This is a genomic window from Paracidovorax avenae ATCC 19860 (assembly GCF_000176855.2).
GTDB lineage: Bacteria > Pseudomonadota > Gammaproteobacteria > Burkholderiales > Burkholderiaceae_C > Paracidovorax > Paracidovorax avenae.
On record NC_015138.1, the window covers coordinates 1,829,443 to 1,853,996 of the forward strand.

General features: G+C 67.8%; 26 protein-coding genes. 6 read left to right on the top strand and 20 right to left on the bottom strand.

From position 1 onward, the window contains the following. Positions 1-31: 31 nt before the first annotated feature. From ACAV_RS08115 to ACAV_RS08135, 5 genes are all read right to left on the bottom strand, one after another. Entirely contained in the window at positions 32-1,468 is a 1,437-nt protein-coding gene (locus ACAV_RS08115; RefSeq protein ID WP_013594084.1) for an Ig-like domain-containing protein, read from the bottom strand. A 182-nt stretch (positions 1,469-1,650) separates the two neighbouring features. Continuing rightward, positions 1,651-2,181, bottom strand: coding sequence for a hypothetical protein (locus ACAV_RS23795; protein WP_013594085.1), 531 nt, complete (start codon positions 2,179-2,181; stop codon positions 1,651-1,653). Positions 2,182-2,263: 82 nt separating this feature from the next. After that, positions 2,264-2,443, bottom strand: a complete 180-nt coding sequence (locus tag ACAV_RS08125; RefSeq protein ID WP_013594086.1) for a hypothetical protein — start codon at positions 2,441-2,443, stop codon at positions 2,264-2,266. Between the two features lie 16 nt (positions 2,444-2,459). After that, on the bottom strand, positions 2,460-3,044 hold the full coding sequence (locus ACAV_RS08130) for a type 1 glutamine amidotransferase domain-containing protein (protein WP_013594087.1): 585 nt from the start codon (positions 3,042-3,044) through the stop codon (positions 2,460-2,462). A gap of 109 nt (positions 3,045-3,153) precedes the next feature. After that, positions 3,154-3,612: a surface-adhesin E family protein gene (locus ACAV_RS08135; protein ID WP_049791068.1), complete on the bottom strand. Its 459-nt coding sequence runs from the start codon at positions 3,610-3,612 to the stop codon at positions 3,154-3,156. Between the two features lie 237 nt (positions 3,613-3,849). Here ACAV_RS08135 and phaR point away from each other — a divergent pair, with 237 nt between their 5' ends. After that, positions 3,850-4,389 (top strand): polyhydroxyalkanoate synthesis repressor PhaR, encoded by a 540-nt coding sequence (phaR, locus tag ACAV_RS08140; protein ID WP_013594089.1) that lies wholly within the window; start codon positions 3,850-3,852, stop codon positions 4,387-4,389. A 26-nt stretch (positions 4,390-4,415) separates the two neighbouring features. Here phaR and ACAV_RS08145 read toward each other — a convergent pair whose 3' ends face one another. The 11 genes from ACAV_RS08145 to ACAV_RS08195 form a co-directional block, all read right to left on the bottom strand. Then, positions 4,416-5,135, bottom strand: a complete 720-nt coding sequence (locus ACAV_RS08145; protein ID WP_157768737.1) for a hypothetical protein — start codon at positions 5,133-5,135, stop codon at positions 4,416-4,418. Positions 5,136-5,857: 722 nt separating this feature from the next. Then, positions 5,858-6,823, bottom strand: a complete 966-nt coding sequence (locus tag ACAV_RS08150) for a sugar kinase (RefSeq protein WP_013594091.1) — start codon at positions 6,821-6,823, stop codon at positions 5,858-5,860. Positions 6,824-6,836: 13 nt separating this feature from the next. Continuing rightward, positions 6,837-8,375, bottom strand: a complete 1,539-nt coding sequence (locus ACAV_RS08155) for a UxaA family hydrolase (RefSeq protein WP_013594092.1) — start codon at positions 8,373-8,375, stop codon at positions 6,837-6,839. Next, positions 8,365-8,694 (bottom strand): L-rhamnose mutarotase, encoded by a 330-nt coding sequence (locus tag ACAV_RS08160; protein ID WP_013594093.1) that lies wholly within the window; start codon positions 8,692-8,694, stop codon positions 8,365-8,367. Before ACAV_RS08160 ends, ACAV_RS08155 begins: the two co-directional genes overlap by 11 nt. 15 nt (positions 8,695-8,709) lie before the next feature. After that, positions 8,710-9,837 (bottom strand): mannitol dehydrogenase family protein, encoded by a 1,128-nt coding sequence (locus tag ACAV_RS08165; protein WP_157768738.1) that lies wholly within the window; start codon positions 9,835-9,837, stop codon positions 8,710-8,712. A gap of 14 nt (positions 9,838-9,851) precedes the next feature. Next, positions 9,852-10,862, bottom strand: a complete 1,011-nt coding sequence (locus ACAV_RS08170; protein WP_013594095.1) for a zinc-binding alcohol dehydrogenase family protein — start codon at positions 10,860-10,862, stop codon at positions 9,852-9,854. A gap of 36 nt (positions 10,863-10,898) precedes the next feature. Further along, a complete protein-coding gene (locus ACAV_RS08175) occupies positions 10,899-11,768 on the bottom strand; it encodes an amidohydrolase family protein (protein ID WP_013594096.1) in 870 nt (289 codons plus the stop codon). Then, positions 11,765-12,778: an aldo/keto reductase gene (locus ACAV_RS08180; protein ID WP_013594097.1), complete on the bottom strand. Its 1,014-nt coding sequence runs from the start codon at positions 12,776-12,778 to the stop codon at positions 11,765-11,767. Before ACAV_RS08180 ends, ACAV_RS08175 begins: the two co-directional genes overlap by 4 nt. Before the next feature lie 65 nt (positions 12,779-12,843). Continuing rightward, positions 12,844-13,785 (bottom strand): ABC transporter substrate-binding protein, encoded by a 942-nt coding sequence (locus tag ACAV_RS08185; RefSeq protein WP_013594098.1) that lies wholly within the window; start codon positions 13,783-13,785, stop codon positions 12,844-12,846. Between the two features lie 67 nt (positions 13,786-13,852). Beyond that, the gene (locus ACAV_RS08190; protein ID WP_013594099.1) at positions 13,853-14,836 is read right to left on the bottom strand and encodes an ABC transporter permease; all 984 of its coding nucleotides are present in this window, start codon (positions 14,834-14,836) and stop codon (positions 13,853-13,855) included. Beyond that, positions 14,833-16,389: a sugar ABC transporter ATP-binding protein gene (locus tag ACAV_RS08195; RefSeq protein ID WP_013594100.1), complete on the bottom strand. Its 1,557-nt coding sequence runs from the start codon at positions 16,387-16,389 to the stop codon at positions 14,833-14,835. The genes ACAV_RS08190 and ACAV_RS08195 overlap by 4 nt, the downstream gene beginning before the upstream one ends. Positions 16,390-16,623: 234 nt before the next feature. On the opposite strand from ACAV_RS08195, the gene ACAV_RS08200 reads away from it, so the two are divergent. Then, complete coding sequence (locus ACAV_RS08200; protein ID WP_013594101.1) at positions 16,624-17,355, top strand: FadR/GntR family transcriptional regulator; 732 nt, start codon at positions 16,624-16,626, stop codon at positions 17,353-17,355. Between the two features lie 10 nt (positions 17,356-17,365). Here ACAV_RS08200 and kdgT read toward each other — a convergent pair whose 3' ends face one another. Further along, complete coding sequence (kdgT, locus tag ACAV_RS08205; RefSeq protein ID WP_013594102.1) at positions 17,366-18,325, bottom strand: 2-keto-3-deoxygluconate transporter; 960 nt, start codon at positions 18,323-18,325, stop codon at positions 17,366-17,368. A 212-nt stretch (positions 18,326-18,537) separates the two neighbouring features. On the opposite strand from kdgT, the gene ACAV_RS08210 reads away from it, so the two are divergent. Genes ACAV_RS08210 through ACAV_RS08220 form a run of 3 tightly spaced genes read left to right on the top strand, consistent with a single transcriptional unit; the run spans position 18,538 to position 21,020 of the window. Further along, the gene (locus tag ACAV_RS08210; RefSeq protein ID WP_013594103.1) at positions 18,538-19,308 is read left to right on the top strand and encodes an SDR family oxidoreductase; all 771 of its coding nucleotides are present in this window, start codon (positions 18,538-18,540) and stop codon (positions 19,306-19,308) included. Between the two features lie 36 nt (positions 19,309-19,344). After that, positions 19,345-20,202 (top strand): fumarylacetoacetate hydrolase family protein, encoded by an 858-nt coding sequence (locus tag ACAV_RS08215; protein WP_013594104.1) that lies wholly within the window; start codon positions 19,345-19,347, stop codon positions 20,200-20,202. Then, positions 20,199-21,020, top strand: coding sequence for an IclR family transcriptional regulator (locus ACAV_RS08220; RefSeq protein WP_013594105.1), 822 nt, complete (start codon positions 20,199-20,201; stop codon positions 21,018-21,020). The genes ACAV_RS08215 and ACAV_RS08220 overlap by 4 nt, the downstream gene beginning before the upstream one ends. Before the next feature lie 47 nt (positions 21,021-21,067). On the opposite strand, the gene ACAV_RS08225 is transcribed toward ACAV_RS08220, so the two are convergent. Together ACAV_RS08225 and ACAV_RS08230 are read right to left on the bottom strand one after the other, a co-directional pair. Further along, entirely contained in the window at positions 21,068-21,523 is a 456-nt protein-coding gene (locus ACAV_RS08225) for a DUF2267 domain-containing protein (protein WP_013594106.1), read from the bottom strand. Positions 21,524-21,607: 84 nt separating this feature from the next. Next, positions 21,608-22,108: a YdeI/OmpD-associated family protein gene (locus tag ACAV_RS08230; RefSeq protein WP_013594107.1), complete on the bottom strand. Its 501-nt coding sequence runs from the start codon at positions 22,106-22,108 to the stop codon at positions 21,608-21,610. Between the two features lie 165 nt (positions 22,109-22,273). On the opposite strand from ACAV_RS08230, the gene rimO reads away from it, so the two are divergent. Next, entirely contained in the window at positions 22,274-23,665 is a 1,392-nt protein-coding gene (gene rimO, locus ACAV_RS08235; protein ID WP_013594108.1) for a 30S ribosomal protein S12 methylthiotransferase RimO, read from the top strand. A gap of 24 nt (positions 23,666-23,689) precedes the next feature. Here the strand turns inward: rimO and ACAV_RS08240 are convergent, their stop codons facing one another. Next, a complete protein-coding gene (locus tag ACAV_RS08240) occupies positions 23,690-24,511 on the bottom strand; it encodes a nucleotidyltransferase domain-containing protein (RefSeq protein WP_013594109.1) in 822 nt (273 codons plus the stop codon). Between the last annotated feature and the right edge of the window lie 43 nt (positions 24,512-24,554).

A 24,554-nucleotide genomic window follows, 5' to 3' on the forward strand; every position in this document is an offset into this window, starting at 1 on the left:
CGCCGGGCCCCGTGGCGGAGGCAGGCGGGGATCAGCGCGTGCGGCGGCGGGCCGCGCCGATGCCCAGCAGCGCCAGCAGGGACGACATCAGCAGGATGCCCCATTCCGACAGGGTGGGGACGGCGAGGATGGCGGGCAGGGTCACGGCGAGGTTGACGGTCGCCTCCGAGCAGGAGGCGGTGGGGTTGCCGGCCGATACCACCGTGCAGACCTTGTACGAGAACGAGTCCGTGCCGGTGAAGCCGGGGTTCGGCGTATAGGTGGCGGTGCCGTCCGCGTTGAACACCACGGAGCCGTTGCGCGGCGAGACGCTGCCTGCCGATGGCGTGCCGAGCGGTGCCACCGCGGGGTTGGACGAGGTGTCGTTGGCCAGCAGGTTGACCGTGGCCGGGCGACCCATTGGCGTCGATGCCGTATCGTCGCCTGCGGTCACGGTGGGAACCGCCACGCTGACCGCGACGGACGCGGTGGAGCAGAACGGGGTGGGATTGGTCTGCGACGCCACGGTGCAGATATCGTAGGAAAACGCATCGTTGCCGGTGTAGCCCGTGTTCGGCGTGTAGGTGGCGGTTCCGTCGTTGTTGAACACCACGGTGCCGTGCTGCGCCTGGGTATTGCCCTGCGAGGGCAGGCCGAGCGCGGCGGCCGTGGGGTTGGACGACGCATCGTTGGCCCGCAGCGCGATGGTGACCGGGCGGCCCGGCGGCGTCGTGCCGGTGTCGTTGACGGCCGTGACGGTGGGCACCGAGGTCGTGGGGCAGGTCACCTGGCCGGCGGCTCCTCCGTTCGCCTCCGTTATGGAAATGTCGTCCAGGAACAGGTCATTGCCGTTGGTCACCGGCGAGTTGTTCCGCACGCTGACCGCGTACTGCCGGGTGGTGCAGACGCCGGGCGTGGTGAAGTTCCAGGTCAGGGGCGTCCATTGCCCCACGCCGGTGTTGCCGGACGTCGTGAAACTGGGGGAGCCGCCCAGGCTGGCCGTGTCGTTGGGCTCGCGCAATTCGAAGGAGAGGTCTGTCGGGCCGGCGATGATGTAGCGCCATGCCGTGAGGGTATAGGTCTTGCCGCCTTCCAGCGAGACGACGCGGCGGTAAACGGCGTTTTGCACGTTGCCCAGGTTCACGATCAGCACGGCGCCACCGTCTCCGGTGTGGTCGGTGAAATTCGCTGCGGGGCCGGTCTGGCCGTTTTCCCACCAGAAACCGCCACCCGTGGTCCGCACGCGGTTCGGGTTGAGGACCGTGTAGGTCCCGTCGTTGATCGTCTGCTCGTCCGAGCTGCCGGCCGGGTTGGCAAATCGGTAGTAGCTGACCGTGCCGCTGGCCGCGAATTGAGGAACGTAGGGGGAACGCAGCCGGGTCTGGGTATTGCCGAACGTGTCCAGGAACGTGTCGGAGTGAGCGGCGCCGGCAGTGAGTGCCAGCGCCAGCAGGGCCCCCCTCGCCATGCTGATAATGTAATTGTTCATTGCCAGTAGGGTCGATAGCTTTATCGAATGGATCCTAGCAATAAAAAGTTACGCTAGCGCGAGGCTTCCGCTCTCTGGGGACGGCTGTTGCAATTTGCGTGGCGCGCAAGATACGGGGTGGTTGGGACTTTGCGGAATTCCAGGAAAGGAGCGCCGCGACAGACAGTTTTTCTGCTGCCTGCTCAGCAGCGTTCCCTGGTGCGAGGACTGTGGGTGCCGGGGGCTTGCGGTTCGCGGAGGTCCGGTGTCTTGCGGCTGCAGCCAGCGCCAAGGCCTTCTGGCCGGTGCTTTCGCCGCGGGTTCTCGGCCGCGTGCCTGCGGGGCGCAGGCGCTGCGAGCGCCGCCATCTGCCGGCGCTGGGCGGTGGCGGCGGCGCGCTGCTCTTCCCATCGCATGCCTGCGGGCACGGTTTCGGTCCGGTCCACCCAGGCGCCGTGCTCATGGCAGTGGCGGGGCGTCCAGAACCTGCCGCCCGCACGGGCGCGGCAGAGATAGACGGTGGCGGTTCCCGGTGCAGGGCCGGATGTGATGGACTGCGGGGTCGTGTCCACCACGCGGCCGCCATCGCAGGCCTGCTGGCCGTAGGCATTGCCGCAGCGATAGACCGGCTGGGCGCCGCCCGGCGCGGCCAGGCAGGCCAGTGCGGCGGCGAGGATGGCGTGGCGGATCGCGCGGGCCGGGCCAGCCGGCAGCGCGGGTCGATACGGTGGCATGGTCCCTCCCTGGACAGGGCCCGGTGTGCGGGCCTCTTCGAATGGTGGGACGATGATAGGCCGGGGCGGCCGGCATGCCGTTTCAGTCTGTGAGGCCGTCCTGGCGGTTGCCTTCCCGGTCCGGCTGCGCGATGTCGCCGTGCGAGGGCGGGCGGGGCTTTTTCTCGATGCTGCGGCGGTCGTCCGTTTCCACGAAGGCGGGGCTGGGTCGGCCAGGGTCCTTGCGGGGCTTGCCGTCGGGGGAGTCGAGCTGGGTCACCATGGTGCGTCTCCCCGGGTCAGCTGCGGGCTTCGCGTTCCGCGCCGGCGCCCTGCTGCAGCGTCTTCAGGATCTGCTCGTTGAACTGGGGGATGTCGTCGGGCTTGCGGCTGCTGATCCAGCGGCCCTCGACCTGCACGGGGCGGTCCACCCACTGGGCGCCCGCATTGCGCAGGTCGGTGGCGAGGCTCGGCCAGCTGGTCAGCGTCTTGCCCTTCACCAGGCCCGCATCGATCAGCAGCCAGGCGCCATGGCAGATCACCGCCACGGGCTTGCCGGCGCGGTCGATCGCCTGCACGAAGGCCCGGGCCTTCTCGTTGGTACGCAGTTCGTCCGCATTCACCACGCCGCCGGGCAGCACGACGGCATCGAACGTGTCGGGCGATGCCTGGTCCAGCGTCTGGTCCACATCGAAGCGGTCGGCCTTGTCCACGTGGTTGAATCCCTGGACCTGGCCCGGCTTCGGGGCCACGATCTGCGCGTCGAATCCTGCGCGTTGCAGGGCGTCGCGGGGGCCGGCCAGCTCGGCCTGCTCGAAGCCGTCGGTGACGAGCAGGGCGACGCGGCGGCCCGCGTTGGATGGATTGGGGGGTGACGATGCCATGGGAAAGCTCCTGTGAACGTGAAAGCTTCCAATCTAGGTGCCGGGCGGGCAGGTGCCTGTCGGTCGATGGCGACGATGCCCGTGGGCCTTCGCGGGCCGGCCGTTCCCGCTAGCGCTTGCGGCAGGCCGCCCGGACGAGCTTGTCGGCGGGCTCGCCCGGCATGCCCGCGAAAGTCACGGGAGCCTCATGCTCCTTGAAGTCGAGCCTGGCGGTGGCGGGGCCCCGCCACAGCGGCTCCTGGTAGTACTGCAAAGACAGGTACCAGCCCTTGCGACGCACGCAGTCGAACACGGCCATGCCCTGGTACGACCGGTAGGGCACGTTGCGGTAGTTCATGCGCATGCCGCTGCGCGACACGCGCAGGTCCACCGCGATCTGGTCCTGCCACTGCTGGGCGGTCGGGTTGATCTGCACCAGGTCGCCGTCGGGCACCTCGGGAAAGCCGTGGATGGTGAGCCACTCCTCGGTGCGGCGGGCACCCTCCGGGAGCACCGTGGCGCCCGCCGCCGCCGGCGACGGCTGCGCGGATCCGGCGCTGGCAGGCAGCGCGGCGGCCAACAGGGCCATGCACAGGGGTGGGAACAAGAGGCCTCCAGGGATGGGTGCCGGTGGAAGAAGGGGCTCACCCATCTTACGACATGGAGGGGCGCATGCCGCACAGCGGAATGGCCATGGATGTGACCCCGCCGGCGCGTCAGGGTATTCCTTTGCGGCCCGGCAGTGCGCCCCTCCCTAGAATCGGGTGCACAGCCATAACGAAAAGTTCTGGGGCCCTCCTGGCCCCAGGTGCGCAAGGAGCCCGCCGTGTCCGAGTCCCCGTCCGAATCCCCATCGCCCCGCTGTCCGCAGCGGGTCATCAAGAAGTACCCGAACCGCCGGCTCTACGACACCTCCACCTCCACCTACATCACGCTGGCGGAAGTGAAGCAACTCGTCATCGACGGCGAGGAAGTGGCCGTGCGCGACGCCAAGACCGGCGAGGACCTGACGCGCAGCATCCTGCTGCAGATCATCCTGGAAGAGGAGGCGGGTGGCGCCCCCATGTTCACCGAGACCGTGCTGGCCAACATCATCCGCTTCTACGGCCATGCCATGCAGGGCTTCATGGGCGCCTACCTGGAGAAGAACGTGCAGATGTTCTCCGACTTCCAGGCGCGCATGGCGGAGCAGTCGCAGGGCTTCACGCCGGAGATGTGGACCCAGTTCATGAACCCGCAGTCGCCGCTCTACCAGGGCATGATGGGCCAGTACCGCGACCAGTCGCAGGCCATGTTCACGCAGATGCAGGAGCAGATGCAGAAGCAGACCGAGCAGATGCTGAGCGCCTTCGGCATCAAGCGCTGAAGGGCTGGTGGAGCCGATGCCGGGCCTCAGGGGCGTGGGAGGAGTATGGCGGTGAGGAGGGCCTTCCCCTCGGAGTGGTCGAGGTCCTTGAAGAAGTCGTGCGTGTCCTTGAATTCGACGCATGTGCCGTGGAACGGGTCCCTGATCGTGATGCGGTAGCTTCCGCCTTCCTTCCTGACGTTGTCGAGCATCAGGTAGTGGTCCCCCTTTTGCAGGATGGCCGATCCCATGGTGCCGGTGTTGATGCTGGCAGCCATCTTCTCCCAGAAGGCGTTCCTTGCCGCGTGGCGACGGCCGAATTGGTGGAAATTGGCCTCGTGGGTCACCACCACCGGCTCCTGGCCGGTCATGCCCTTCAGTTTGCCGATGACGCTTTGCAAGGAGGCACCGCGCTGGCCTGTCTCGGGCTCGAAGTCGGCGGCTTTCCCGGCTTGAAGGTGTCCCTGGTCCAGCAGCAGCATGAGGGCGCATGCCATTGCGCCCTGGTATTGGTCCGGCTGCAGGACCAGCAGCTTGCCGTCCGGCAGGGGATGGCCCTGGAATTTCCCCAGCTTCAGGGGACTCACGGGGTGGCCATCGACCATGAATGCCGCCTCTTTTTTGTCCGGGGTGAGTTCGAGGCCGCCTATGCGCTGCTTCACGTGCGCCGCGGGAATGTCGCAAATGGCTCCATCGGGCATCCAGTCACGACGGGCATCTGACATCGGGGGATAGCGCCGGACGGCTCCGTCCGTGGAGGTGGCCATGACATCCACGTCCATTCTTGTATGGTCCCACGGCCTGGGTTGGCCGGGTATGGCTGGCTGGAGCACGGCTCCGCGGGCGAACGCACCGACCACGTTCTTGTGAATCTTTGACCCATCGCGGTGGGTCATCCCGGAGATCCTGTCCAGGGGGAGCAGCGGCATCGTCGTCAGCGACCCGAGTACCTCTGCCTGCGGTGCAGGGCGGCCGGGCGAATGGACAGAGGAGCCTGAAGGGCCTGCCGTATGGAGGGCGCGGGGCGGCGTCCTCTGCAGGAGCGGGGGGCCGACGTAGAAATTCTCGGTACTGCCCGAATGCGGCCGGGAAGCGACTCCGGAGCTTTCGCCCCGTGCTGCCGGACCTGAGGGGCTTGCCGCATGGGGGGCGCGGGTGGGCGAGCCAACGCCGTGCAATGAGGCCCGGGGGCGCATCGCCGAGGGTGAGCCGGGGCGGGGCGGCGTCCTCTGCCCGGTCGGGGGGCCGATGTAGAAATTCTCGGTGCTGCCAGAGTGCGACCGGGAAGTGCTCCTGGAACTTTCGCCCCGGGCTTCCTGGTGCCCATGGGTGCGGTTGCTGCGAAACGGATTGTTGAAGGAGATTTTCTTCATGGATGGCAATGGGATGTCCGGGTCACATCCATCCTATGGCCAGGTACCGGTGCACCAGGAGCAGCCCTGCGAATCGATGGATGGCCAGGCGAATGGCCCGTTGCGTTCCCGGCCGTTCAGTCCACGCCGTGCGCGTCCAGGGCCTCTTCGAGCTGGGCCCGCGTGGGCAGCCCGTCGCTGTCGCCGGGAAACTGCACCACGCGGGCGCCGATCGCATTGGCGCGCCGGGCGGCAGCGTGCAGGTCGAGCCCTTCCAGGCGGGCGCTGATCACGCCGACGGCAAAGCCGTCTCCGGCGCCGACGGTGTCGATGACCTTGTCCACCGCAAAACCCGGAACATGGGACGCGGTGCCGTTCCGGCATGCGCACCACGCTCCCTCGGCGCCGAGCTTCACCAGGACCTCGCCTGCGCCCGCGTCGAGATAGAACCGGGCGATGTCCGGGGGGCTGTCCCGGCCCGTCAGCATCCGTCCTTCCGTGACGCCCGGCAGCACGATGTCGCTCAGGCCCGCGAGCGCGTTGACCGTGCGGGCCATCTCTTTTGCCGAGGGCCAGAGGCGAGGCCGCAGGTTCGGGTCGAACGAGATGCCCATGCCCTGGCCGCGCGCCCAGCGCAGGGTTTCGAACACGAGTTCGCGGCAACCGGGTGACAGGGCCGGGCTGATGCCGGTCAGGTGCAGGTGCCGCGCACGGACGGCGGCCAAACGATGCAGGTCTTGCGGCCCCATCGCGCTGGCAGCCGATCCGCGCCGGAAATACTCCACCTGCGGATCGCTGCCATCGTCGGAGCGGGACTTGAGCATGAAGCCTGTCGGCTGTGCCGGTGTCGTCTCGACCAGGGTGGTGCAGACGCCTTCCTGGCGCATCGCACCGAGCAGGCTGCGGCCGAAGGAGTCATCGCCCAGGCGGCTGAGGTAGCCCACGCGCAGCCCCAGGCGCGCGAGGCCGATGGCCACGTTGAGCTCCGCGCCAGCGCTGAAACGCTGGAAACGTGTCACGCTTTCGAGCGCGCCGGGCGCCTGCGCGGCGAAGAGCACCATCGCCTCGCCGATCGTCACCACGTCGAAATCGGTTTCGTTCATCGTCGGGGTTGCGTCACATCACCGCGCCGAGCTGCCAGGGCACGAATTCGTTGTCGCCCAGACCGTGCGTCTCGCTCAGCGTGCGGTCGCCGGACGCCGTGGCGAGCATCAGTTCGAAAAGATGGCGGCCCGCCTGCGCGATGCCCAGCGTTCCGTCCACCACGTCGCCGGCGTTGAAGTCCATGTCCATGCCCATGTTGCGGAACAGCGCGGTGTTGGTGGCGAGCTTGAGCGACGGCGTGGGCTTGCACCCGTAGGTCGATCCCCGCCCGGTAGTGAAACAGATGAGGTTGGCACCGCCCGCGACCTGGCCGGTGGCCGACACCGGATCGTAGCCGGGGGTGTCCATGAACACCAGGCCCCGGCTGTGCACGGGCTGCGCGTATTCGACCACATCCATCAGCCCGCTGCCACCGCCCTTGGCCACCGCGCCCAGCGATTTCTCGAGGATGGTGGTGATGCCGCCGGCCTTGTTGCCGGGCGAGGGGTTGTTGTTCATGTTCGCGCCGTTGCGCTGGGTGTAGGCCTCCCACCAGGCCAGGCGCGCCATCAGGCGTTCTGCCACTTCGGCCGATGCGGCGCGCGCCGTCAGCAAATGCTCGGCGCCATAGATCTCGGGTGTTTCCGACAGGATGGCCGTGCCGCCGTGGCGCACCAGCATGTCGACCGCCGCGCCCAGTACCGGGTTGGCGCTGATGCCCGAGTAGCCGTCCGATCCGCCGCACTGCAGCCCCACCACGAGGTGCGATGCCGGCACCTGAGTGCGCCGGGCGCCGGATGCCGCCGCTGCCATGTCGCGCACGATATCGATGCCCTGGGCGATGGCCTCGCGGGTGCCACCGGCGTCCTGGATGGTCATGGTGCGCACCCGGCCTTCCGGCAACGGCAGGCGGCCGGTCAGGCCCTCGACCTGGTTGACCTCGCAGCCCAGTCCGATCACCAGCACCGCGGCGAAATTGGGGTGGGCGATGTAGCCGCTGAGCGTGCGGCGCAGGAGTTCGATGCCTTCGCCTTCACCGCTCATGCCGCAGCCGGTGCCGTGCGTGATGGCGACGACACCGTCCACACCCGGATAGGCACCGAGCGCCGGGCCCGTGAAGGCCTGCGCGATGGCCTTGCAGACCGTGGCGGAGCAGTTCACCGAAGAAATGACGCCGATGTAGTTGCGCGTGCCGACGCGCCCATCGGCCCTGACGTAGCCCATGAAGGTCGCAGGCTGCTCCACGGGATCGGTCGGGACGTAGGCGCGGCCCACCAGGTGGGTGGGGCTGGAGTCGCCCATCTCGACGTTGTGCACATGCACGTGCTCGCCGGCCCCGATCGGCGTGCTGGCAGCGCCGATGACCTGGCCGTACTTCAGCACGGCATCGCCCTTCGCGATGGGCCTGAGTGCGATCTTGTGGCCGGCGGGCACAGTGGCCATCACCTCCAGTACTTCGCCGCCGGCCAGCCGAAGCTCCATGCCCGCGCCGAGTTCGGTGCGCGCGACAGCCACGTTGTCGCGGTCGTTCAGGATGAGCAGCGACTGCGTCGCCAGTGCATCAGTCGACATGGAACACCTCCTCCATGTGGGCCCAGTGTTCGCCGGGCTGGCGGCTTGCCAGCGGCTCCTGGCAGGGGCCGCAGAAGGTCCACCAGCGGCGGGTTTCCGGATCCTGGGCGATGGCTTCCATGTCGGCGGCGTAGTCGGTGCCGTGGTACTCCCAGTACCCGAACAGCAGGTTCTCCGGCTCGCGCAGGAAGATGCTGTAGTTGCGCACATGCGCCTCGGCCAGCCGCGCCAGCACGGCGGGCCAGACGGCCGCGTGCAGGCGCTTGTATTCGTCGATGTGCTCGGGCTTGATCCCGATCACCATACCCATTCTCTGCATGTGGAGCCTCTTTCTTCAGGGGTGGAGTACGCCGCGCAGCAGCGGCTGGGCTATCGGGGGGCACTGCGTGCCACCCATCTCGACCACCGGCCGGATGCGGCGTGCCTTCTTTTGTTCGTGGTTCTGCGCGATGTCGGCCAGGCGGTGCTGCAGGAACGGGTTCAGCAGCCGGTCGCGAAGGTCGTCCAGGTAGCTGCGGGCCATATCGCCTTCGCCCAGCGCATCGAAGAGCGGCAGCACCTCCTGCGTCCAAACGGCTTCGAGCGGATCGCGCATGCCGGGGGAGTTCATGGCCTGCTGCACCGTCATGCCTTCGTCCCTTGCGTCCTGCCTGAGCCACAGGTCGGCGAGGACGGTGTGGCCCAGGTTGAGCAGGAACAGCTTCAGGCGCTCGAACCGGGCGAGGTCGTCGGTCACCACGATGGCGCCATGCCGGCAAGGCAGCTGCAGGCGGGGCTGGCGCTCGATGGCCCAGAGGGCGTAGGGCTCCGCGACGGCACCCACCGGCTCCAGCGCTTCCGAGACGATGCGATCGACCAGCGAATTGCCCCAGACCACATGCGTCTGCAGCCAGTCGATGGGCCCTTGCGGACTGTTCCAGGACCGGGCGATGGAAACCACCAGGTCGCGCAGGCGGTCCCCATTGCGCGAGACCAGTTCGCAGGGAAGCACGGTGAGCGGCGCCTGGGGCTGGGAGATCCACCGGTCGTGCAGCAGCACGGCGAGCTTGGCCGGAAACGACTGAGGCGCCGGGCTGCCCCGCGCCAGCAGCTGCGGACCGTCCTGGTCCGACAAGGCCCAGCCCGAGTCGCCGGTGTTGGACACGATGACCTGCACGGGCCCCCGCACCCGTTCGCGGACCGCCTGCCAGCCGGTGGCGGTATCGAGTGCCTCGCGCACCGAGGTCGAGCGCTTGCGTTGCTCGAACGGTGTGCCCTTGACGAGGCCGCGCACGATCACTTCGTAGCCTTCGGCGCGGGCCAGCGCGGCGGTCCGCGCCGAGCTTTGCGGATTGCCGGTGGTCTGCACCACGGTGATGCCGCCGAGCGCCTGGCCGGCATGTGCCGCTTCCGACACGAACAGATCCACGTGCGCCTGCAGGAAGCGGCTGGTGCCGAACTGCAGAATGGGAAAACCGGTCATCGCTGGCTGCCCGTTCAGCATTCCACGATGGCCTTGATGACCCCGGCCCCAGGGTCGAGCAGGCCGGCGAATTGCGCCGGCACGTCGCCCAGCGCCATGCGGTGCGTCGCCAGGGCCTTGTCCGGCACCTGGCCGGCGCGCATGGCTGCCATGACGGTCTCGAAATCTTCCGTCGTGGCATTGCGGCTGCTGAGCAGCGTGGCTTCGCGCTTGTGGAACTCGGGGTCGGAGAATTGGATGTCGCCCTGCACGATCGAGACGAGCACGTAGCGGCCACCGTGCGCGATGAAGCGGAAGCCCCGTTCCATCGCGCCGGCGTTGCCGGTGGCATCGAACACGACGTCGAAGAATTCACCGCCGGTGAGCCGGGAGAGTTCCGCCTCGTCCCCATCGCCCAGCGCCACGGCCGATGCGACACCCACCTTCTGCAGGGCGAAATCCAGCCGGTCCTGGCGCCCGTCGATGGCCGTGACCTGGGCACCGCGCAGCCTGGAGAAGATCATCGCGGCCAGCCCGATGGGGCCCGCGCCCACGACGAGCACGCGCTGGCCGGCCGCCACGGCGCCGCGGCGCACGGCATGGGCGCCGATGGCAAGAAACTCCAGCATCGCCGCCTGGTCCAGGGTGATGCCTTCGGCCTTGTGGACGAAGCCCTGCGGCACCGAGAGAAACTCGGTCATCGCGCCATCGCGGTGCACGCCGAGCACCTGGATGCGCACGCAGCAGTTGGTCTTTCCCTGCCGGCAGGCCACGCAGTGCCCGCACGACAGGTACGGCATCACATAGACGGGGTCGCCCGGGGCCAGGCCGCTGCCTGCATCGGCCTCTTCGACCACGCCGGAGAGTTCATGCCCCATGACGCGCGGATACGCCAGATAGGGCTGGTTGCCGGTGAAGATGTGCAGGTCGGTGCCGCACACGCCCACGCGTTTCACGCGCAGCAGCACTTCGCCCGCGGCACGGGCCGGCAGCGGTTGCTCCAGGGCCTGGAGGTTCTTCGGGGATTCGCAGATGATGGTCAGCATGGGTATGGCCGGTTGGGCCGCTCGGCAGGGGCGGCGTCAGTGGGTGGATGGGCTGTCCAGCCCGTAGATGCGCATCGCGTTGCCGCCGAAGACGGCGTCCAGCGCGCTTGGGGTGATCGATGGATCGATGGCGCGGAGAAGCGAGTGGCTCATGGCGTGCCATTGCCCGTATCCGCCGGCCAGCCGCAGCACCGGCCAGTCGCTGCCCCAGAGCAGCCGGTCGCTGCCGAAGTGCTGCCAGAGCGCCTGCACGCAGGGGCGCAGCGCGGCCTCGGTCGGGGTATCGCCGGCTTCCGTCAGCAGGCCGGACAGCTTGCAGGCCACATTCGGGAAAGCCGCCAGGCGGGCGATGTGCTGCAGCCAGGGCCCGGTCTCGCCGGTGGCGATGGGCGGCTTGGCGCCGTGGTCCAGCACGATCTGCAGCCGGGGGTGCCGGGCCACGAAGGTTTCCAGCGCCTCCAGGTGGCGGGTCAGCACGAGGGCGTCGAACACCAGGTGCTGCTCCGCCATCGCCTGGGCCGCGGCGTCCACGCGCGCATCGGCGATCCAGTCATCGTCCGGCAGGTCCTGCAGCATGGGCCGGAACCCGCGCAGCTTCGGATGGGCGGCCGCGAGCTCGGCGATGTGTTCGGCCGCTCCGGTTGCCTTCATGTCCACCCAGCCCACGACGCCCCAGATGAAAGGGTTTTCCGCTGCCAGGTGCAGCAGATAGCGGGTGTCGTTCTCGTTGGGCATCGACTGCACGGCCACGGTGCCGTCGATGCCGGCCTGCCGGCGGTGCGGCTCGAGGTCCGCGGGTCCGAAGTCGCGGTGGATCGCCGTCAGCTCGGGCGGGGGCCAGCTGCCGCGGCGCTCGGCCAGCTTCCAGAAGTGCTGGTGGGCGTCCACCCGGGCGGCCCGGCTCATGGCGCGGCTCCGGGAACGGGGCAGCCTTCCGCGATCAGGCCTTGCTGCTGCAGGTCGGCCCAGAGCGCTGCGGGAATGTCCTGCTCGAACCAGCCCACGGTCTGGTCCAGCTGGGCCGGGTTGCGCGCGCCGGAGACGCACGATGCCACGGCGCCATGGGCCATCGGAAATTGCAGCGCGGCCGCTGGCAGGGCCACGCCGTGCGCGGCGCACGCCTCGTCCAGCGCCTGGGCACGCGCCAGCATGTCCGCCGGCGCATCCGCATAGTCGAACTTGCCGTTGCCCACCAGCAGCCCGGAGTTGAACGGACCGCCGATGACGATGGCACTGCCGAGCCGCTGGCATGTGTTCATGAGCGGCAGGCTATGCTGCTCCAGCAGCGTGTAGCGCCCGGCGAGCAGGGAGCAGTCCAGCCGCGTCTCCTGCAGGCTGTCGAGGATGACTTGGGCTTCGTTGACGCCCAGGCCGAAGCCGGCGATGCGGCCATCGGCCCGGAGCTCTTCCAGCGCGCGGAAGCCGCCTTGTGCCGTGAGGGCCTTCCAGTGCCCGGCGTTCCGGTCGCCATGGGTGTAGGTGCCGATGTCGTGCACGAACAGCAGGTCGATGCGCTGCAGGCCGAGCCGCTGCAGGCTGTCCTCGAACGAGCGCATGACGCCGCCGTAGCTGTAGTCGTAGTCCGGGCGGAACGGCAGCGGGGCGGCCCAGCCGTTGTCCATCGGCTGCACGGAGGAATCGGGGCGCATCAGCCGGCCGACCTTGGTGCTGATGACGAAGGCATCGCGGGGCTGCTCGCGCAGGAAGGCGCCCACGCGGTGCTCGCTCAGCGTGTGCCCGTAGAAAGGGGCGGTGTCGAAGTAGCGCAGGCCGGCATCCCATGCCGCCTGCAGCGTGGCCCGGGCGTCTGCCTCGGACGTGGGCTTGTACAGCCCGGCCAGCGTGCCGCAACCCACGCCGAAGCGCGTGAGCCGTGCGGGGCCTTCGCCGATGCGGCGTGTTTCTGTGACCTTCATGGTTCGGTGCGTGTGGTTTGCGGGGCGGGGGCGCATCCCACCAGTGCTGCGCCCCCAGGTGCTCGTCAGTAGAGAACCTTCTTCGCTTCAGGCTTGTCGATGTTGTCCTTGTTGACCATCACCACGCCGGTGTCGATCGCCTTGGGCACCTTCTTGCCGCCGAGGATGTCGGCGATGGTTTTGACGCCGAGGTGGCCCATCTGGTAGGAGCCCTGCACGGCGATCGCCTCGAACGTGCCGTCCTTCACGAACTTCTGCAGGTCATCGTTGCCGTCGAAGCCGATGGCCACCACCTTGCCGGCCTTGCCGGACTGCACCAGCGCCCGGCCGGCGCCGACGGCGGTCGGCTCGTTGGCCGCGAAGAGGCCCTTGAGGTCGGGGTGCGAAGCCAGCACGTCGGTGGTCTGGTTCATCGCGGTCGCCATCTGCGACTGCGAGTAGAAGGGGCCGACGATCTGCAGCTTGGAGTTCTTCTGGATGTAGTCCTTGAAGCCGCCGACGCGCCCGATCTCGGAGCCGGCACCGGCAACGTACGACATGACCGCGACCTTGCCCGTGGTGCCGATCCTGGCGATGAGTTGCTTCGCGCAGAGCTCGCCGGCCAGCTTGTTGTCGGTGGACAGGAACGACTGGTAGTAGTTCTTGCCGGCGTCGGACACCATCGAGTCGATCAGCACGACGGGAATGCGGGCCTCCCAGGCTTTCTTGAGGGCCGGGATGAGCGCATCCGGATCCGAGGGGGCGAGCACGATGCCGGCCACCTTGCGGTTCACCGCGTTCTCGACCAGGTTCACCTCCTCGGCGATGGCCGATTCGGAAGCGGGGCCGGAGAACGTCATGGTATGGCCCTTGACGTCCTTGATGGCGTCCTCCGCGCCCTTGTTGACGTTCTGCCAGAACGTCGAATTGACGGTCTTGACGATCACGGCGATTTCACCGGCCGACGCGGTGCCGCACGCCAGGGCGATGGCGGTCAAACCCAGCAAGCGGGTCACGATCTTCTTCACTTTTTGTCTCCTCGAGGATGAATACACACAGGGGGCAGGAAACCTTCGCCGGAGCCGCTGCCAGGGGCTATTTCCGGTTGCGCAGCTGGTCGATCCACACGGTGAGCAGGATGACCAGTCCGATGATGATTTGCTGGGTGAAGGCCGACACGCCGTTCATGTTCAGCCCGTTGCGCAGGATGCCGATCACGAACGAGCCGATGGCGGTCCCCGAGATGGTTCCCACGCCGCCGATCAGCGAGGTGCCGCCGATCACGGAGGCCGCGATGGCGTCGAGTTCGTACATCACGCCTTCGTTGGGCTGGGCCGTCACGAGGCGCGACATCAGCACGCAGCCGGTCAGGCCCGCCAGGGCGCCGGAGACCACGTAGGTGAACAGCACCACGGCATTCACCTTCACGCCCGACAGGCGGGCCGCTTCCGCGTTGGAACCGACGGCGTGGATGTGCCGCCCCAGGCGTGTGCGGGTGAGCAGGATGGACGCCGCGACGGCGATGACGACCATCAGCACCACCGGGTACGGAATGCCCGGGAAGGTGACGTCCGGGAAGCCCTGGGCGTCGATGCGCTCGATGCGGAACAACGAGCCGTTGCCCAGCTCGCCGAAGGATTCGCCCAGGCCGGACACGGCGCGGGCCCCGGTGATCTGCAGCGCCACGCCGCGCGCGACCAGCATCATGCCCAGCGTGGCGATGAAGGGCGGCAGCTTCGCCTGGGTCACCAGCAGGCCGTTGATCGCGCCGCAGGCCGCGCCGGCGAGGATGCCGAGCGCCATGCCGATGGGGACCGGCATGCCGGCCTTCACGGCCAGTGCCGCCAGCACCCCGGCCAGCGCCAGCACCGAGCCCACGGAGAGGTCGATGCCGCCGGCGATGATCACGAAGGTGGCGCCCACGCCCAGCAGCGCGATCGACGTGACCTGGAGCGCCACCGTCATGCCGTTGCCGACGGTGAAGAAGGCTTCGCTCGTGAGGGAGAAGACCAGCACGAGCAGGAGCAATCCGGCCAGCGCGGCGAACTTCTGGATGAGATCTTTACGGCGGTCGTTCATGGGGCAATCGGTTCGAGGGCGGAGAGGCGCACGGGGGCGGGGGACGCTGCGGGCGCGGCACCGGCCGTGCCGCAGCCGGACGCGTAATGCATGATTTCTTCCTGATGGGTGTCCTGGGTTCGCAGCACCTTCGTGAGGCGCCCTTCGTGGAAGACGGCGACGCGGTCGGTCAGGCCCATGATTTCGGGCAGTTCCGAACTGATCAGGATCACGCCGACGCCCTCGGCGGCCAGGCGGTCCATGAGCTCGTAGATCGAATACTTGGCGCCCACGTCGATGCCGCGCGTGGGTTCATCGAAGATGAACACGCGGGCCTGGCGGAACAGCCACTTGCTGATGGCCACCTTCTGCTGGTTGCCGCCGGAGAGCAGCCTGGCGACCTGGTGCGGGCCCGAGGTTCGGATGCCGAGCGACTGGATGAAGTGCTGCGCGGCCGCGGTTTCGGCGCTGGAATCGACGAACCCGGCGCGCCCGCACACCGCGCCCATGTGGGCCAGCGTGATGTTCTGCGCCACCGTCATCTTCACCGCCAGGCCATCGGCCTTCCGGTCTTCCGATACGTAGGCGATGCCCTGGCGGATCGCGTCGCTGGGGCTGCGGATGGCGAGCTCCTGGCCGTGCAGGCGGACCGAGCCGCCATCCTTGGGGTCGGCGCCGAAGAGGGCCCGGGCGACCTCGGTGCGCCCCGCGCCCATGAGGCCTGCGAACCCGAGGATCTCGCCGCGCTGGAGATCGAAGCTCACGGGGGCGAAAACGCTCCTGCGGTGCAGGTCGCGCACTTCCAGGATCGTCTCCGGCTGCAGCTGGCGGGTGCGCGGCGGGAACTTGTCTTCCAGCGCACGCCCCACCATCATCGCCACGATGCCGTCCACCGTGGTCTCGGAGAAGGCGCAGCAGCCGGCGCACCTGCCGTCGCGCAGCACGGTCACCCGGTCCACGATCTGCGCCATCTCGTCGAGGCGGTGGGAGATATAGACGACGCCCACACCGCCGGCCTTGAGTTCGTGGATGACCTTGAACAGCTGTGTCGTCTCCGATTCGGTCAGTGACGAGGTCGGCTCGTCCATGATCAGGACCGTGGCATTCATCGAGAGGGCCTTGGCGATCTCGACCATCTGCTGCTGGGCCACCGACAGCGACTTCACCAGCACATCCGGGCCGATGCTCACCCCCAGCCGGTCGAGGCACCGCTGCGCATCCGTGCGCAACCGTGCCCGGTCGATGAACCAGCCGCGCCGGGGCTCGCGTGCCAGGTAGATGTTTTCCGCCACCGACAGGTGCGGGATCAGGTTCAGTTCCTGGTGAATGATGACGATTCCCAGCCCCTCGGCCACCTGGGTCGTGGGGAACCTCACCGGGTCGCCGCGGAAGGCGATGCTTCCGCCATCGGGTTGGTACACCCCGCTCATGATCTTCATGAGGGTGGACTTGCCTGCGCCGTTCTCGCCGCACAGGGCATGCACTTCGCCTGCGTGGACTTCGAAATCCACGCCGTGCAGCACGGGCGTGCCGTCGAAACCCTTGCGGATTCCTTCGAGCTTCAGGAGCGGCATCGCGTGGCGAGCGTTCGCGCTGGGTGGGAGATCGGCTTGCACGGTAGTCTGTTTTGGTCAGATCACATTGGTAAGGCCAATGTGCCATGAAACGCTAGCTGTCTTACCAGTGGAAACCCCAGGGGGGTGTTTTCCGGGACTCGCGGGGTCATTGCGACCCTGGGTTAAGCTTCGGTCCACAATGTGGCCTTACCAGTTGGCCATGCAGGCAGACATAGGACACGCGGAGGACTCATGCTCTTTTCACCCAAGGCCACGGACCCGCGCCGTCTGTACCAGCAGGTGGCTGACCAGATCCGGCAACTGATCGAGCGCGGTAATTACCCGCCAGGGGCACGGCTTCCCTCCGAACGCGACCTGGCCATCCAACTGAGCGTCTCGCGGCCTTCGCTGCGGGAGGCCTTGATCGCGCTCGAAATCCAGGGCCGGGTCGAGATCCGGATGGGGTCGGGCGTGTATGTGTGCGCGATGCCTGCGGCGGATGCGGCCGAACCCCTGGCGCTGGGCGAGAGCCCCAGCGAACTGATGCAGGCCCGTTCGGTGCTGGAAGGTGCGGTCATCTCTCTGGCGGCCGCCCAGGCCACGCGGCAGGGGCTGGAGCGGGTGCGCGCCAGCATGGACGGCATGCGCCAGGACGTCAGGCGGGGGCAATCGCCGGTGGACAGCGACCGCCGCTTCCACGTGGCGATCGCAGAACTGACGGGCAACTCCATCCTGGCGCGCATGGTGGGGGAGCTGTTCGACGGCCGCCATGGGCAGATCGCCACGCGTGTCTCCAGGGGCGCGGAAACCAGCCGCACCTGGGAATCCGCGCTGCAGGAGCACGAGAAGATCTATGCGGCGCTGGAGGCCCGCGACCCGCAGCAGGCGTCTGCCGCGATGTTCAACCACCTGCTGGCGTCGAAGGAGCGGTGGATCGAGCAGGCCTCGGGCGCCGGCGGCGATTCCTCTGCACACGAGCGGTAGCCGCACTGGCTCATGGCCGGATGCGCGGCGCCACGCGCGAGGCCCAGAGTGTCACGACCACCGGCGTGAGGATGGCGGTGACCACCACGCAGGCCGCCACCAGGGCCGTGGCCGCAGGCGCGGCGGGAGCGAACTGCGGCGCGGCCTGGGCCACGAGGTGCGGCGTCGCGACGGCGGCACCCGCCGTGCTCGACGCCGCGATGCCCGCAGTGCCCCGGCCGCCGCCGAGCACGATGTCGGCCACGACGAGGGCCAGGCCCGACACGGCCATCACCGCGACGGCCAGCAGGACGCCCAGCACGCCGGTATGCACGATCACCGCCAGGTCGATGGTGTTGCCCAGCGAAAACGCGAAGAACGGGATCAGGATCCGCGTGGCCCTGCCGAAGAATTCGCGCAGTTCCGGGTCGAGATTGCCCAGCGCGAATCCGGCCAGGAAGGGAATGAGCACGCCCACCAGCAGGTGCGGCTCGAACACGGCCCGTCCGGTGGCGCCCAGGATGAGCATGGTCACCAGGGGACCGGACTCCATGCCGATCAGCACCGCGGCGCCGGCTTCCTCCCTGGTGCCGTACTGCTCCATCAGCGATGCATAGAGGCCGGCATTGGTCATGTCCATGGCGGCCACCACGGCCAGCACCGACAGGCCGGCGAAGAAGCCGGACTGAATGCCTTCCACCGGCAGCCAGCGCGAAAGCAGGAAGGCCGCCAGCCACGTCGTACCGATCTTCGCCGCTATCAGCGAGCCGGACTTGCGCAGCACCGTGCCGGTGGCGCGGACATGGATCGACGCGCCCAGGCAGAACAGCCAGACCGCGAGGATCGGCACCACGCCCGTGATGAGCCCGTTGGTGAACGAGCCGAAATATTTGCCCGTGCCGGGCCAGAAGGTGTGCAGCACCGCGCCCAGCAGCAGCGGCACCAGCATCATCCCGCCAGGAATCTTTTCAATGGTGGATTTGATTTTCACGATGCATCCATTTCTTGCTCCAAGCAGTGCAGAAGTTCTCATGGATGAAATCAATTTTTGCAAGAGAAATCGATGGTGCTTTCCCTTGGTCGCGAGATAGGTTCTGTGGTTTCGGGTAAACCCGGATTCTTCCGGTCTTGCCCACCCAGCATCATGCGTGTAGTTCAAAATTCGATTTCATTAGAGAAATCTACTTTCAAGCAAGGATGCGCATGAAGCGAGTGCAAGGAAAGACGGCCCTGGTCACCGCCGCGGGCCGGGGCATCGGCCGGGCGAGCGCACTGGCGCTGGCACGCGAAGGCGCCACCGTGTGGGCCACCGACGTGGACGACCAGGCACTGGCCGAACTGGCCGCCGAGGCCGCGGGCGAAGGGCTGGCCGCGCTGGAGACGGCACGCCTGGACGTGCTCGACACCGCCGCCGTCACAGCCTTCGCCGGGCGCGCCGGCAAGCTGGACGTGCTGTTCAACTGCGCGGGCTTCGTGCACAGCGGCTCGATCCTGCAGTGCGAGGAAAAGGACTGGGACTTCAGCTTCGACCTGAACGCCAAGGCCATGTACCGCACCATCCGCGCGTTCCTGCCGGCGATGCTGGCGGGCGGCGGCGGCTCGATCATCAACATGGCCTCGGCCGCGTCGAGCGTGAAGGGCGTGCCCAACCGCTTCGCCTACGGCGCCTCGAAGGCGGCGGTGATCGGGCTGTCGAAGGCCGTTGCGGCCGACTTCGTGCAGCAGGGCATCCGCTGCAACGCCATCTGCCCCGGCACGGTGGAATCGCCTTCGCTGCAGGGCCGCATCCGCGCCCAGGCGCAGCAGGCCGGCACCGACGAGGCCTCGGTGCGTGCCGCGTTCGTGGCGCGCCAGCCCATCGGCCGCGTGGGCCGCGCCGAAGAGGTGGCCGCGCTGGTGGTGTACCTTGCGAGCGACGAGTCATCCTTCACCACCGGCACCATCCACATGATCGATGGCGGCTGGTCCAACTGACAACGCACCTCACCCATCATTCCCAGGAGATCGAACATGAAATTGGTACGCTACGGCCAGCCCGGCCAGGAAAAGCCGGGCCTGATCGACGCCCAGGGCCAGCTGCGCGACCTGTCGGCCCAGGTGGCGGACATCGACGGCGCCGCGCTGTCGCCCGCGTCGCTGCAAAAGCTCGCCGCCATCGATGCGGCCAGCCTGCCCGCGGTCAGCGGCCCGGTGCGCCATGGCCCGCCGGTGGCCCGCGTGGGCAAGATCATCTGCGTGGGCCTGAACTACGCCGACCATGCGGCCGAGACCGGCGCGCCGATCCCGGCCGAGCCCATCCTGTTCCTCAAGCCCAGCTCGTCCATCATCGGGCCCGACGACACGGTGGTGATCCCGCGCGGCTCGGTCAAGACCGACTGGGAGGTGGAACTGGGCGTGGTGATCGGCAGGAAGGCCTCGTACGTCACCGAAGCGGAGGCGCTGGATTACGTGGCCGGCTACACCATCGTCAACGACGTGTCGGAGCGTGAGTACCAGCTCGAACGCGGCGGCCAGTGGGACAAGGGCAAGGGCTGCGACACCTTCTCGCCCATCGGGCCGTGGATGGTGACCCGGGACGAGGTGGCCGACCCGCAGGCGCTGGCCCTGTGGCTCGAAGTCAACGGCAAGCGCTTCCAGGACGGCAGCACCCGCACCATGATCTTCGGCGTGGCGAAACTGGTGAGCTACATCAGCGAGTTCATGTCGCTGCTGCCGGGCGACATCATCAGCACCGGCACCCCGCCGGGCGTGGGGCTGGGCCAGAAGCCGCCCGTGTACCTGAAGGCCGGCGACACCATGCGCGTGGGCATCCAGGGCCTGGGCGAGCAGCAGCAGGCCACGCGCGCCTGGTCGCGCGAACTGGAATGACCACACCACCCGCCAACGGCTCCACGGACGAAGACCCGGGCACCCGGCGCAGCAGCCCGCACTACGCCGCGCCGGCACTCGAGAAAGGGCTGGCCATCCTGGAACTGCTGTCCTCGGTGCGCGACGGCCTCACCCTCAACGAGATGGCCCGGCAGCTGGGCCGCAGCGTGAGCGAGATCTTCCGTATCGCCGTCACCCTGCAGCGGTGCGGCTACGTGATGGTGGACGACAACAACCGCTACACGCTCTCGATCAAGATGTTCGAGTTGTCGCACCGCCAGCATGCGCTGCGCTCGCTGGTCACCGTGGCGCAGCCCCTGCTGCAGGAGCTGGCGCACCGCGCCCGGCAGTCGTGCCACCTGGCCATGTACCAGGGCGGGCGCGTGGTGGTCATCGCGCAGGTGGACAGCCCCGAGCGCTGGTCGTTCGGCCTCAAGATCGGCGTGATGCTGGGGCTCACGGACACATCGTCCGGCCATGTGCTGCTGGCCTTCCGCGACGAGGTGGAGCGCGCGCGCATGCTGGCCGCGCACATCAAGGTGGATGGCGAACTGACGATGGACCCGGGCGAGCTGTTCGAGATCCTGCGCCAGGTGCGCGAGCACGGGCACGCCGTCATGCCCAGCCGCCAGATCCGCAGCGTGACCAATGCGGCCTTCCCCATCCTGGGCGTGGGAGGGCAGGTGATCGCCGCGCTCAACGTGCCCTACATCGAGCGCATCGACGCGCAGGCCAATCCCACGCTGGACGAGGTGAAGGGCATCGTGAGCAGCATCGCCGCGCGCATCTCCACGTCGATGGGGTACCAGAGCGCCTGAAACTCGCGTGTGCAGGGGCGCACAATGGCACACCCATTGCCAAAGGGTCAGGTCACGACCGGGGATGCCGGGGCGGCATCATCAAAGTTTCTCCACAGTTGTCTCAGTTCGGAAGGCAGCGCCTGCAGCGCTCGAGCGAAAGCATCGGCCGGAACCACTGTGGCCAGTGCAAAGCCGACCGCCTCAATGGCATTATCGGGAGAGAAGTTGTGGTCCCGCCGAAGAGAGCGGACCTCTTCCAGTATCTCGGCTCGCGTGCCGATGCGCCCGACTTTCTCGCCGGGCCTCCAGCCCTCGACGAAAAGACCTCGTATCGCTGGCAGCAATTGGTCCGCAAAGCGAAAGGCTTGATCGGGCGCGAGCCTCCGGCGGAAGGCGTGCAGCACTCCTGCCACCATGTTCCAGGCCATGTGCGTGGTCGCCAGGCCCGCGTGATCGCGTGCGGCCACCATGAACTTCTCGAAGTCGGCAGAGGCTCTTTGGTATTCAGGAGGCCAGGGCATGGGTAGGCGGGCGTGAGCGGTGATTGGAATGGGTGACTCAGGGCAACGGTACTGACGAAACTGCGGGAGAAGTCGCACTGCGTTTTACCGCACGGGCTTCAGCTTTTCTCGCCGCTCGTGCGCGGCCTCCACGCCCTCCTGAACCCTCCTGGCGCGCGTCTCCGCCCTGGCGGCCTCGTCGATGCGACGGACCAGAAAGCTTCGCTTGCCAGGTGGCAGGGCCTCGAAAGCCTGCAGCACACCTTCGGCCCGCAATGCAGCCAGCAGGTCATCCGGAACCTCCACATTGCCGCGTTCCAGAACAGTGATCTGCACTTTGATGCGGTCGCCAGTCCGGATGGACGCTTCCTTGCGCACCTTGGCCTTGATCCGGATGTAATGCCGCCCCCCGCCGACAGGAAACAGGCTGATCTGGAACGGTTCTGAACCATTGACTCGCGCCAGAACAGGGACGGGGCTCTTGGTTCCGAGCTCCTCGGTGATCTCGGCCGGCACGGGAATGGCGCAGTAGTCCATCCCCTCGGCCCAGTTCTCCAGGACCGCGTCGAACGAGAATTCGTGCCCTGCGCATGGAGTGGCTGCCATAAGCGTGAACCTTCTTCCGGAAGTGGGTCCGCGTCTGCAGGGAGGGGCCACCTGTCGATTCGGAGTCCGTTCAACGGCTGAGAGATTGAAAGAGAGGGCGCCCGACTGACTCGCAATCCGCGCGAAAGGCCGGCGCCCTCCGGCCGGAACTGGGACAATACGCGGATGAGCGACGTTCTCTCCCCCACGAAAACCCCCAAGGTCGGGTTCGTGAGCCTCGGCTGCCCGAAGGCCCTCACGGATTCCGAACTCATCCTCACGCAGCTGAGCGCCGAGGGTTACCAGACTTCCAAGACCTTCGAGGGTGCCGACCTCGTCATCGTCAACACCTGCGGCTTCATCGACGATGCGGTCAAGGAAAGCCTCGACACCATCGGCGAAGCGCTGGCCGAGAACGGCAAGGTGATCGTCACCGGCTGCCTGGGCGCGCGCGCGGGCGAGGGCGGCGGCAACCTGGTGCGCGAGATGCACCCCAGCGTGCTGGCCGTCACCGGTCCGCACGCCACGCAGGAGGTGATGGACGCCGTCCACCAGAACCTGCCCAAGCCGCACGATCCGTTCATCGACCTCGTGCCCGGCAATTTCGGCGTGGCGGGTATCAAGCTCACGCCCAAGCACTATGCGTACCTCAAGATCAGCGAGGGCTGCAACCACCGCTGCACCTTCTGCATCATCCCCTCGATGCGCGGCGACCTGGTCTCGCGCCCCGTGGGTGACGTGCTGAGCGAGGCGAAGGCGCTCTTCGAAGGTGGCGTGAAGGAACTGCTGGTGATCAGCCAGGACACGTCGGCCTACGGCGTGGACGTGAAGTACCGCACCGGTTTCTGGGACGGCAAGCCCGTGAAGACGCGCATGCTGGAGCTGGTGCAGACGCTGGGCGAGATCGCCGAACCCTATGGCGCCTGGGTGCGCCTGCACTACGTGTACCCATACCCGAGCGTGGACGAGGTGATCCCGTTCATGGCCACGGGCAAGATCCTTCCCTACCTGGACGTGCCTTTCCAGCACAGCCACCCCGACGTGCTCCGGCGCATGAAGCGGCCGGCCAGCGGCGAGCGCAACCTGGAGCGCATCCAGCGCTGGCGCGAGGCCTGCCCCGAATTGGTGGTGCGCAGCACCTTCATCGCCGGCTTCCCGGGCGAGACGGAAGAGGAGTTCCAGCACCTGCTCGATTTCCTGCGCGAGGCGCAGATCGACCGCGCGGGCTGCTTCGCCTACAGCGACGTGAACGGTGCCGTGGCCAACGAGCTGCCGGGCATGCTGCCGATGGAAGTGCGCGAGGAGCGCCGCGCGCGCTTCATGGCCGTGGCCGAAGAGGTGTCCATCGAGCGCCTGCGCCGCCGCGTGGGCGCGACCATGCAGGTGCTGGTGGACCATGCGCCGGCCCTGGGCCGCAAGGGCGGCACGGGCCGCAGCTATGCGGATGCGCCCGAGATCGACGGTGTGGTGCACCTGCTTCCGCCCGAGAAGATCAGCAAGCAGCTCAAGGTGGGCGAATTCACGCGCGCGCAGATCGTCGGCGTGCAGGGGCACGATCTGGTGGCCCGGCCGATCTGACGGGCGCACCCGGAACGCAGGGCCTCACCCGGCCGCTTCGCTGGATGGGGACGTCTTCTGCAAAATGGCCCTGTGCTGGTCGGCCATCCACGCCACCAGGGCCTGCAGCCGCGCGGTGAATTCTTCGCGCCCGGCAGCAGGCTGGTAGGCTTCGGTCAGGAAGAAGGTGGTTTCGGCGGCCCTGTCGGGATGCCGCCTTCGGAAAAGCTGCGCATGGTCGTCCAGCGACCAGGGCCATTCCCCACAGTACACGTCTTGAAGGATCTGGGTGGCGCGCAGCAGCTTGCGCGATGCGGCACGCTGCAGCACCCGCCTGTCCCGCAAGTTGCCGACCCGGCCGAGGCGTGCCAGGTAGCCGCCCAGTACCGCTTCGAAATCGCCATTCATTGCCAGGGCGATGTCTCTGGAAGGGCGGAAGGGCCCGAAGCTGCGCGACCGGTCTTCACCCCAGAGGCAGCGGCAGTGGTGCCGCAGCCAGAAGCCCCAGCGGTACGTCTGGCCTGGGTCGAGCGCTTCCGTGCAACTGCCGATGTCGAGATCTATCTTCACCACCTCGGGGTGCCGCGCTTCCAGCGTGCGGCGCAAGCCCTCCAGCCGTTCCCGCGCCGCCGGGGTAGGCGGCTCCCGCAGCAGGACTGTGAGATCGAGGTCGGAAACCCCGACACATGCTTCGCCCCGGGCGACACTGCCATAGGCGTAGATGCCGTCCAGGCCGGGTGCCTGCGCCGCGAGCGTGCCGCAGGCGTCGGCGAGCAGGGGCGTCAACGAGGGCTGCAGGCGCGCGTCCGCCACCGCGAGGATGAAACCCCGCTCATCGACCCCCGGCAGGGTGAAAGGGCTGCCCATGGGAAAGAAAATCTCCAGTAAGAAGCGGCGGCAAGGGGGCTGC